Genomic DNA, 10,085 nt, shown 5'->3' on the forward strand with positions numbered 1-10,085 from the left:
TAGAGGCCGACCGGCGCGGCGACCAGCATGGCGATCAGCATGATCAGGAAGGTGCCAGCGAACAGCGGCACGGCCCCGAAGGCGCCCGCCGAGGCGACCTGGTCGGCGCGCATGGCGATCTGCGGGCTCCACTCGGTCCCGAACAGGAAGGAGATCGGATTGACGCTCTGGAAGAAGCGCCAGCTTTCCCAGACCAGCGACAGCACGATGCCGAGCGTGGTCAGCACCGCCGCCACCGAGCAGCCGATCAGCAGCACGCCGATCCAGCCCTCGACCCGGTTGCGGGCGCGGAACTCGGTAGAGATCTTCGGGAAAGCCAGCAGGAAGCCGGCCAGGGCCAGCACGGCGGCCGCGCCCAGGATGCCGACCTTCAGGAAGGTCTCGATGCGGCGCGCCTCGGCGACCTTGGCGTCCAGCGCCGTCTTCAGCTCGCCGTCGTAGGTCACCTCGCTGGGCGCCTGGCCGGCGGCGATCGCGTGGGCGTCGCTGTAGAAGACGGCCTGGCGGTCGACTTCCAGCGCCTGGACGGCGGCCGGGCGCTCGGACTGCAGGATCGCATCCTCGATGCGACCGCCGAACATCACGCCCAGCAGCAGCAGCAGGGCGGCGGGCACGCCGGCCCACAGGGCCGCATAGGTCCCGTAATAGTCCGGCAGGGAATGGAGGACGCGGGCGCGGCCTCCAGCGGCGGCCACGGCGCGACGACGACCGGCCATGAAGGCCGCGCCGGAGAACAGCGCCAGGACAAGGAGCGAAAGCCAGGTCAGCATGCGTGAAGCTAATCTTGCGCCAGTGTTGCGAAGGCTCCGCAGGATCGCGGCCTTCCCCCGGGCCCGATCTATGCCGGGCGGGCGCTGTGCTTATGCGACAGATACATGACAGTTTGACGACAGCGTCCGGTTAACGCGCCTCACGCGGCGGAAGATGAGTTTTTTCGGGTCTTCCACAGCGACCAGAACACGCCCGCCGCCAGGATTGCGAAGGTGATCGACAGCGACAGGCCGGCGGGGAACTTCGCCCAGCCCAGCAGGTCGGCGATGAATATCTTGCCGCCGATGAACACCAGCAGCACGGCCAGCGCCTGCTTCAGATAGGCGAACCGGTGCAGCACGGCCGCCAGGGCGAAGTAGAGCGCCCGGAGGCCCAGTATGGCCATGATGTTCGAGGTGTAGACGATGTAGGGGTCGGTGGTGATGGCGAAGATCGCCGGCACCGAGTCGACGGCGAAGATCAGGTCGGCGAACTCGACCAGCACCAGGGCCAGGAACAGCGGCGTCGCCAGCAGGGCGGCCTTGCCGGTGCGGGCGTCGACGCCCTTGACGAAGAACTTCTCGCCTTCCAGCCGATCGGTGACCGGCAGGGCCCGCCGGACGAACTTGAGGGCGACGTTCTCGTTGAGATCCATCGGCTTGCCGCTCGAGAACAGCATCTTCACGCCGGTCAGGATCAGGAAGACGGCGAAGATATAGAGGACCCAGCTGAACTGGCTGACCAGCGCCGCGCCGACGCCGATCATGACCCCGCGCATCAGGATCACCCCCAGGACGCCCCAGAACAGCACGCGGTGCTGCAAGGCCGGGGGAATGGCGAAGAAGCCGAAGATCAGCGCGATGACGAAGACGTTGTCGATCGCCAGGCTCTTCTCGATCACGAAGCCCGTCAGGTACTCGACGCCCGAGGTCGCGCCCAGCTGAAGCCAGACCAGCCCGCCGAAGCCCAGGCCCAGCGCGATATAGATGGACGACATCAGCAGGCTCTCGCGCACGCCGATCTCGCGCGTCTTGCGGTGCAGGACGCCGAGGTCGAACGCCAGCAGCGCCACGACGGCCAGCACGAAGCCGGCCCACATCCAAAGGGGCTTGCCGATCACCGGCAGGGTCAGGAAGTCCATGATCAGGTCGCGCTCCAGCCGTCGGCGATCGCGGGGCGCTCGCCGGCCGGCTTGCAGATGGCGGAAGGGGGGTCACGCCGAAGCGTCAGACCCGGATGTCCAGCACGCTTCGCCGGGGAGGCCGCGAGGCCGGCGAGGCCTCGAGACGGTCCGGCGGGGCGACCGGCTTGGCGGTGGGCTGGCTGGCGTGGGACGCCGCCTGGACCACCACCTGCTGGGTCAGCCGCAGCGGCAGCCAGGACGCCGATGCGGAGGGGCCGGCGACTCTCATCTCCGCCCCCAGCGATCGACCAGATCAAGCAGGAAGGGCGGTCGCCGCGCCTTCGGGTCAGCCGCCTCGGGGGATCCGGGGGGACGCTCGCGGGGCGCGGACTGGGCCCGGCCGCCACGGACTGACTTGTAGAAGATCGAACTCATGGACATCGACGCTCTCCTCTGTTGGGAGGGCGGCCCGACGTCGGGCTGGCGGGGCTGTAGGGATATCCCTTGGACCCGGCATCGAGCACACCCGATGCGTTCCGACATCACGACCGCGCTTGTCAGCGCCGATCGTCAGAGGGGCCCGGCTCGCATAACAAAGATAGATGAGCAGCGGAGGCTTCGCAAGATGCGGCCAAGCTGGCCTTTTGAAGGCGCCCGGCCGGACGCCTTCTAGCCCTGGGTCTTGGCCATGGGCAGATAGACGCCGAAGGTTGCGCCCTCGCCCCGCACGCTCTCGACGGTCAGGCCGCCTCGGTGGCGGTTCATGATGTGCTTGACGATCGCCAGCCCCAGGCCGGTGCCGGAGCGATCGCCGCTCTTCTGCCCTTCGACGCGATAGAAGCGCTCGGTCAGTCGCGGCAGGTGCTCGCGCGCGATCCCCGGCCCGCGATCGGTGACCCGCAGGGCGGCGTAGCGTTCGGCCGGATCATGATCGGGCGTCAGCAGAGACATGCGAGCGGAACCGGCGTCGCGGGGCGCCGCCGCGGCCTCCGCGGCCAGGCCCGGAAAGATCTCGATCCGCACGGTCCCGCCCTTGGGCGTGTACTTGATCGCGTTGTCGAGCAGGTTCTGGATCACCTGGATGATCTGGTCGCGGTCGCCATCGACCACCGCCCCGCCGCGCGGCGGCAGGACTGGGTCGAAGGTCACGGACTTGTCCTTGGCCTGCGGCGCCAGAGCGTCGATCACGTCGACGGCGGCCATGGCCAGGTCCACGCGCCCCAGCGGCGCGATATGCTCGTTCAGCTCGATCCGCGACAGGCTCATCAGGTCGTCGATCAGCCGAGACATCCGCTCGGCCTGGGCCAGCATGATGGTCAGGAACTTGTCGCGCGCGCCTGGGTCGTCCTTGGCGTGACCGCGCAGGGTCTCGATAAACCCCGACAGCGACGCCAGCGGCGTGCGCAGCTCGTGGCTGGCGTTGGCCAGGAAGTCCGCGCGGGTGCGTTCGCTGCGGCGCGCGTCCGTCTCGTCGCGCAGGGCCAGCAGGGCCAGGCGCGAGCGGCCCGGCGCCTCCCTCAGCGGCCGGATGCTGGCCAGCCAGGCGCGGCCCTGGGCGCCGCCCGTCTCGAACTCGACCAGGCCTTCAAGGCCGCCGAACAGCGCCTCGTCGACCGCCTCCAGCACGCGCGGATTGCGCACCGCCGTGACCAGCAGCTGGCCAGGGTGTTGAATCTTGAACAGCTCCCGCGCCGAGGCGTTGGCGAACAGGAACCGGCGGCCCGTCAGGTCGTCGGCCTCCTCGGCCGCGATCACCATCAAGGGGTCGGGCAACCGGTCCAGGATCGCCGCGAAGGGGGGAATCTCCTCGGCCGCGGCGACGGGCGCCAGCGGCGTTCCAGCCGCCGGGGGCGCGGCGCGCGCCTGGTCGCGCTTGGCCAGCCAATAGCCCGCGCCCGCCGCCGCGGTCGCCGCGGCGGCTGCGGGAAAGGGCTGCGCCGCCCCCATGGCCATCAGGGCCAAAATCACCCCCGGTCCCAAGAGAATAGGCCAGAAGGCGCTGGCGCGGCGGCCTTCCGGTCCTTCCGGGAACGTATTGGCCAGCGGCATAGGCTTGCTCATGGTCTGGAGCGTGGAGCGATTCGACGAAGCAGATATGGCGCCCCGCCAAGCCATGCGATAGACGGTTGGCGCCTTAGTGCGTGTCGCGAGCGGGACTCACCGCAATTTCGCCGCAACGTGACCCGAATTAGGTGCGCCGGTTTCTATCGAGGTGTCGTTCGTAATGCAGCGCAAGGTCCTGGTCGCGACAGTCGCGACCGCTCCTCTTCTGGCCATGGCTTTCGCCGCGTCGGCGGAAACCTCGGTCTCCAACGCGCGCACGACGCCGATCGCCACCAGCACGGCCACGGGCACGGCGGCGGACGACATCAAGATCACCGCCGACGGCTCGATCAAGCCGACCGCCGCGGGCGCGATCGTCACGATCGACAGCAACAACAAGGTCACCAATGCGGGGACCCTTTCGACGAACGGCGTCAACGACAGCGTCGGCGTGCTGATTCTCGGCGGCAAGACCGGCGGCCTGACCAACTCGGCGGCCATTTCTCTGCTCGAGGATTACACGCCCACCGACAGCGATAACGACGGCGACCTGGACGGCCCCTTCGCCCAGGGCTCGAATCGAATCGGGGTTCGCCTGACCAACGCCGGGACCTTCACCGGCGACATCCTGAACGAGGCCGGCGGCGCGATTAGCGTCGAGGGGAACAACTCGGCGGGCATCCTGCTGGAAGGCCCTGTCGTCGGCAACGTGACCAACCTGGGCAGCATCAGCGTCGTTGGCGACAACGCCCGCGGCGTGCGGATCGCCGCGCCGGTGACCGGCAAGGTCACGATGGGCGGCACGATCAACGTGCAGGGCGCGGGCGCCGTCGCGCAGGACATCGCCGCGAACATCAACGGCGCTCTGGTGCTGCAAGGCGGGACCAGCGCGACCGGCTATCGCTCGACCAGCCGCCCCTCCACGCTGGACGCGCTGAACAAGCTCGACGCGGACGACCTGCTGCAGGGCGGATCGGCGGTGCGGATCACCGGCGACGTCACCGGCGGCGTCCTGCTGCAGGGGTCCAACTACTCGACCAAGGTCGGGACCGACGGCAACACCGTCGTCACCAGCATCGCGTCCAGCAGCACCGGCACATCCAGCATCAGCGTCTCGGGTTCGGCGGCGGCGCTGCAGATCGGTTCGGCCAGCCAGAACGTCACCCTCGGCGCGGTCGGAGCCGGCGACAACGCCTTTGGCCTGGTCGCCAAGGGCACGATCAGCGCGAGCGGGGTTTATAACGGCGTCACCTCGACCGGTCTTTCGATCGGGGCCGATGGCGGACGCACCACGACGCTGGTCGGCGGCCTGCGCAATGACGGCCAGATCTCGGCCGGCAGCTATGAAGCCAACGCCACGGCCGTCATCCTGAACAATGGCGCGGTCGCGGACCAGATTCTCAACCGCGGCACGATCACCTCGACCTCGTCGTCGTTCGCGGGATCGGGCGTCACCGCCACCGCGCGCGGCGTTGTGCTGGGCGCGGGCTCCAACACCACCAGCCTGAACAACATCGGCACGATCAGCGCCTCGCGCACCGGCGAGACCGGCGACGCGGTGGCCGTTCTCGACCAGGCGGGAACACTCACCAGCATCACCAACACCGGCTCGATCCGCGCCGCCGTCGGCGCGCCGCAGTTCAAGGCCGACGGCACGACCGCCACGGTGACGGCCAGCGGCAAGGCGATCGCGCTGGACCTGCGGGCCAATAACGCCGGCGTCACCTTCACCCAGGCCACGCCGACCAGCTTCACCTCGACCACCACCTTCCCCAGCACCGACACCGTCACCAGCACCGACACCACCGTGGCGACGACGACCCCGACCACGGTCGGCGACGTGCTGTTCGGCGGCGGAAACGACACCTTGAACCTGGCCAGCGGCACGCTGCTGGGCGCCATGTCGTTCGGCGCCGGCCAGGACCGCCTGTCGATCACGAACGGCGCGGTCGCCCTGGGCTCGCTGACCGACAGCGACGGCAGGCTCGACATCTCGGTCGCCAGCGGCAGCCTGGGCATCGTCAACAGCGAGACGATCAACGTCAGCAGCCTGAACATCGGCTCGACCGGCAAGATCCTGTTCTCGGCCGATCCGTCGGCGGGAACCGCGACCAAGCTGGTCGTCTCGGGCTCGACCACCATCGCCTCGGGCGCCGAACTGGGCATCCGCCTGGCCAACCTGGTCAAGCAGCCGACCACCTTCACGGTGATCCAGGGCTCGAACATCAGCGCCGGCACGTTCGGCAACAGCCTGCTGGCCCAGTCGCCCTATCTGTACGTGGCCACCAGCCGGGCCGACGCCAACAACGTCTATATCGACGTGCGCCGCCGCACGGCCGCCGAGATCGGCTTCAACAAGGCCGAGACCTCGGCCTATGACGCGGTCTTCGCCGCGCTCGGCTCGGACTCGACGCTGGCCAGCAGCTTCCTGAACCAGAGCACCCGCGACGGTTTCCGCGATCTTTACGACCAGATGCTGCCCGACCAGGGCGAAGGCCTGTTCGCGGCCCTGCAGTCGGTCAACCAGCAGGTCTCCGCCGCCACGATGTTCCGTCCGGACCCCGGCGATCGCTATGGGCCCGACAGCCTGTGGATCCAGGAAATCACCTCGCTGACCCGTCGCGACACCGACCAGACCCTGGGTTCGGACACCCAGGCGTTCGGCTTCGTCGCCGGCTACGAGGCCATGGGCGACGCGGGCGGCGCCCTGGGCGTGACCCTGGCCTACGCCAGCCTGGAAGAACACGACACCGTCGCCAAGGTGGGCGAGCACACGACCGCCTCGTTCGTCCAGACGGGCGCGTACTGGCGCCGCTCGGTCGGCGGCTGGCGGTTCAACGCCGGCGGTGGGGTCGGCTACGGCTTCTTCAACGGCAAGCGCCGCTTCATCGCCCCGGACACCAACGCCGACGGCGTCGCCGACCTGGTGCTGAAGAACAACGCCGACTGGAACGGCCTGACATCCAACGCCTATGCCGGCGTCGCCTACGAGGCCAAGATGGGCCGCTTCTTCGCGCGCCCCGAAGGCCGCGTGGACTATGTCTGGCTGCGCGAAGGCAAGCGCGCCGAGAGCGGCGGCGGCAAGGGCTTCGACCTGACCGTCGACAAGCGCACCTCCAGCAACCTGAGCGGCGAGCTTGGCCTCGTCATGGGCGCCGATTTCGGCAAGAACGTCTGGTGGCGTCCTGAAGTTCGCGTCGGCTACCGCCAGACCCTGGCCGGCTCGGTCGGCGACACGGTCGCCAGCTTCCAGGGCGGCAATCCGTTCACCCTGGCGGCCTTGAACGACAAGGACGGCGCGGTCACCGCCGGCTTCGCCCTGCGCGCCGGTACGCCGATGTCCTACCTGGCCCTCGAGGGCGGCGTCGAAGCCACCAAGAAGCAGAAGCGCTACAACCTGCGCCTCGCCGGTCGCGCCATGTTCTAAGCAGCGCTGGCCGCCAATATGATCCCAGCCAAGGGGCCTGCGGCATGCCGTCGCAGGCCCCTTTTGCGTCTGTGATCGCGAGTGCTTTTATAAACCTGGGCGCGAAACGCGCCTGCTCCGCCGCCCGTAAGACGAGCGCGGTATTGTTCCGTAAACGGATTATTGTCGCTTAGGCGTTTGGATTCACGGGAAGATTCAATGAATCTTCCGGACCACCGGGCCGCGCCTTGCAGAAAAACTCATGGCCGGCTTTCCCAAATCTCGATTCCAGAGCTAGGAATAATGGTCTTCCCTGGCTCGGCAGGTCGGCCCGCTCAGCGGCGCCGAGAGGGGACTACACATGATCAAAGCCACCAAGATCGTCTTCCGCGCCGCGCTGATCGCCGGCGTCTCCCTGCTGGCCACCGCCGGCGCCGCCTCCGCCCAGACGACGGCGGCGAGCCCGGAAGAGGCCGCCGCGCGCATCGCCGCGCTGGAAGCCCAGCTGGCGGCGCTGCAACAGCAGGTCTCCGACCTGAAGGCCGCCACCGCCGCCAGCTTCAAGGACGTCCGCGCCACCCAGAGCGCCACGACCTTCAGCATCGCCGGCGGCAAGCCGACCATCGCCTCGGGAGACGGCGCCTACAGCGCCACCCTGCACGGGGTCATGCAGCTGGACGCCGCCCACTACTTCCAGGACAAGGGCCTGCCCGCGGTGATCGGCAACGGCCGCGACCTGAATAACGGCACGAACTTCCGCCGCGCCCGCCTGGGCGTCGACGGCAAGTTCGCCAAGGTCTTCGACTATTCGGTCCTGCTGGACTTCGGCGGCGCCGGCACGGATGGCTCTGGCGTGCTGCAGGAGATCTACCTCCAGTACAACTACGCGCCGTTCAAGGTGCGGGTCGGCGCCTTCGCCCCGAACCTGGGCCTCGAGGACGCCGCCTCGACCAACGGTTCGCTGTTCCCCGAACGTCCGTCGCCCGCCGAAGCCGCCCGCGGCCTGGCCGGAGCCGACCGCCGGATCGCCCTGCAGGCCCAGGCGGTCGGCGAGCGCTGGATCCTTTCGGGCGCGGTGACCGGGGCCAAGGCCGGCGACGGCCAAACCTTCGACGAGCAGCTGGGCTACGTCGCCCGCGTGGCCGGCACGCCCTTGAAGGGCCTGGACTGGCTGGTCCATGTCGGCGCGAACGCCAGCGTGGTGGTCACCCCCGCCCAGACCGCGGCGCTCAGCGGCGCCTATCCGATCAACATCCAGGACCGTCCAGAACTGCGCGTCGACGGCCAGCAGCTGATCGGCACGGGCGCGATCGACGCCAAGGGCGCGCGCCACTACGGGCTGGAGTTCGCCGCCCAGAAGGCCAACCTCCTGATCCAGGGCGAGGCCTTCGACTACAAGATCGACCGCCGCAACCCGGCCGTTGGGGTCAGCGATCCCAAGTTCAAGGGCTGGTACGTGGAGGGCGGCTGGGTGCTGACCGGCGAGGCCCGCAAGTACAACCCCGCCAACTTCGCCTTCGAAGCCCCGACGATCACCAACCCCTTCGATCCCAAGAAGGGCAAGTGGGGCGCCTGGGAGCTGGCGGCGCGCTATTCGGTGCTCGACCTCAACCACCATGAGAACGCCACCCTGGCCGCCGATCGCGTGCGGGGCGGCGAGCAGACCATCTGGACGGCGGGCCTGAACTGGTTCCCCAATTCGGTCACCAAGTTCTCGCTGGATTACCTGGACGTGGATATCGACCGCAAGGATCCGGCCGGCGGCCTGCTGCCGCTCAGCCAGAGCTACCAGGCCGTCAACTTCCGCAGCCAGTTCGCGTTCTAGGTCAAAGGCCGCTCGCCGCGAGGCGAACAGAAATCGAAGGCGAGCGGCCCTTCTTCAATGTCCCAATCTCCGGAAAGGATCGCGCCCATGAGCGACATTCTCAAAGCTCCCTCTCGACGCGGCTTGCTGGCCGGCGCCGGCGCCGGGGCCGCGACCCTGATGGCCGGCGGGCTCGCCCACGCCCAGGCCGCCAAGCCGGTGACCCTGCTCAACGTCAGCTACGACCCGACGCGTGAGCTCTACAAGGACATCAACGCCGCCTACGCCAAGTACTGGAAGGACAAGGTCGGCCAGACGCTGACGATCAACCAGAGCCACGGCGGCTCGGGCAAGCAGGCCCGCTCGGTGATCGACGGCCTGCAGGCCGACGTCGTCACCCTGGCGCTGGCCTACGACATCGACGAGATCGCCGCCAAGGCCAAGCTGCTGCCGGCCAACTGGCAGTCGCGCCTGCCGCAGAACTCCACGCCCTACACCTCGACGATCGTGTTCCTGGTCCGCAAGGGCAATCCCTGGAAGATCAAGGACTGGCCGGACCTCATCAAGCCGGGCGTCGACGTGATCACCCCTAATCCCAAGACCTCGGGCGGCGCCCGTTGGAACTATCTGGCCGCCTGGGCCTGGGCGCTGAAGCAGCCGGGCGGCAATCCCGCCAAGGCCGAGGCCTATCTGCGCAACCTGTTCGAGCACGTCCCTGTGCTGGACACCGGCGCGCGGGGCGCGACCACCACCTTCACCCAACGCGGCATCGGCGACGTGCTGCTGGCCTGGGAGAACGAGGCGTTCCTGGCCCAGGAGGAGCTGCCGGGCAAGTTCGACATCGTCTATCCGTCGATCTCGATCCTGGCTGAGCCGCCCGTGGCGCTGGTCGACAAGAACGTCGACCGTCACAAGACCCGGACCGTCGCCGAGGGCTATCTCAATTTCCTCTACAGCCC

The 10,085-nt window shown here is 68.5% G+C and carries 7 protein-coding genes; 3 read left to right on the top strand and 4 right to left on the bottom strand.

The window, feature by feature from the left end; translation table 11 throughout:
- From DI526_RS22055 to DI526_RS22070, 4 genes are all read right to left on the bottom strand, one after another.
- The coding region (locus DI526_RS22055) for a phosphate ABC transporter permease family protein (protein ID WP_304282764.1) at positions 1-770 on the bottom strand (770 nt) is incomplete at its 3' end.
- A 140-nt stretch (positions 771-910) separates the two neighbouring features.
- The gene (locus DI526_RS22060) at positions 911-1,891 is read right to left on the bottom strand and encodes a TerC family protein (RefSeq protein WP_304282767.1); all 981 of its coding nucleotides are present in this window, start codon (positions 1,889-1,891) and stop codon (positions 911-913) included.
- An 85-nt stretch (positions 1,892-1,976) separates the two neighbouring features.
- Entirely contained in the window at positions 1,977-2,162 is a 186-nt protein-coding gene (locus DI526_RS22065; protein ID WP_304282770.1) for a hypothetical protein, read from the bottom strand.
- Between the two features lie 380 nt (positions 2,163-2,542).
- Positions 2,543-3,922: a cell wall metabolism sensor histidine kinase WalK gene (locus tag DI526_RS22070; RefSeq protein WP_304282781.1), complete on the bottom strand. Its 1,380-nt coding sequence runs from the start codon at positions 3,920-3,922 to the stop codon at positions 2,543-2,545.
- A gap of 163 nt (positions 3,923-4,085) precedes the next feature.
- On the opposite strand from DI526_RS22070, the gene DI526_RS22075 reads away from it, so the two are divergent.
- From DI526_RS22075 to DI526_RS22085, 3 genes are all read left to right on the top strand, one after another.
- The gene (locus DI526_RS22075; protein WP_304282773.1) at positions 4,086-7,343 is read left to right on the top strand and encodes an autotransporter outer membrane beta-barrel domain-containing protein; all 3,258 of its coding nucleotides are present in this window, start codon (positions 4,086-4,088) and stop codon (positions 7,341-7,343) included.
- 340 nt (positions 7,344-7,683) lie between these two features.
- Positions 7,684-9,147 carry an OprO/OprP family phosphate-selective porin gene (locus tag DI526_RS22080; protein ID WP_304282776.1) on the top strand — a complete coding sequence of 488 codons (1,464 nt, stop codon included), beginning with the start codon at positions 7,684-7,686 and terminating at the stop codon, positions 9,145-9,147.
- Between the two features lie 87 nt (positions 9,148-9,234).
- Positions 9,235-10,085 (top strand): sulfate ABC transporter substrate-binding protein (locus DI526_RS22085; RefSeq protein WP_304282779.1); only part of this gene is annotated, 851 nt, incomplete at its 3' end.

The sequence above is a fragment of the Caulobacter segnis genome (genome assembly GCF_003243465.1).
GTDB lineage: Bacteria > Pseudomonadota > Alphaproteobacteria > Caulobacterales > Caulobacteraceae > Caulobacter > Caulobacter segnis_A.

Excerpts from the sequence above, each read along its gene's own strand:
- DI526_RS22060 (WP_304282767.1), bottom strand. The coding sequence starts at position 1,891 with ATGGACTTCCTGACCCTGCCGGTGATCGGCAAGCCCCTTTGGATGTGG.
- DI526_RS22065 (WP_304282770.1), bottom strand. The coding sequence starts at position 2,162 with ATGAGAGTCGCCGGCCCCTCCGCATCGGCGTCCTGGCTGCCGCTGCGG.
- DI526_RS22070 (WP_304282781.1), bottom strand. The coding sequence starts at position 3,922 with ATGCCGCTGGCCAATACGTTCCCGGAAGGACCGGAAGGCCGCCGCGCC.
- DI526_RS22080 (WP_304282776.1), top strand. The coding sequence starts at position 7,684 with ATGATCAAAGCCACCAAGATCGTCTTCCGCGCCGCGCTGATCGCCGGC.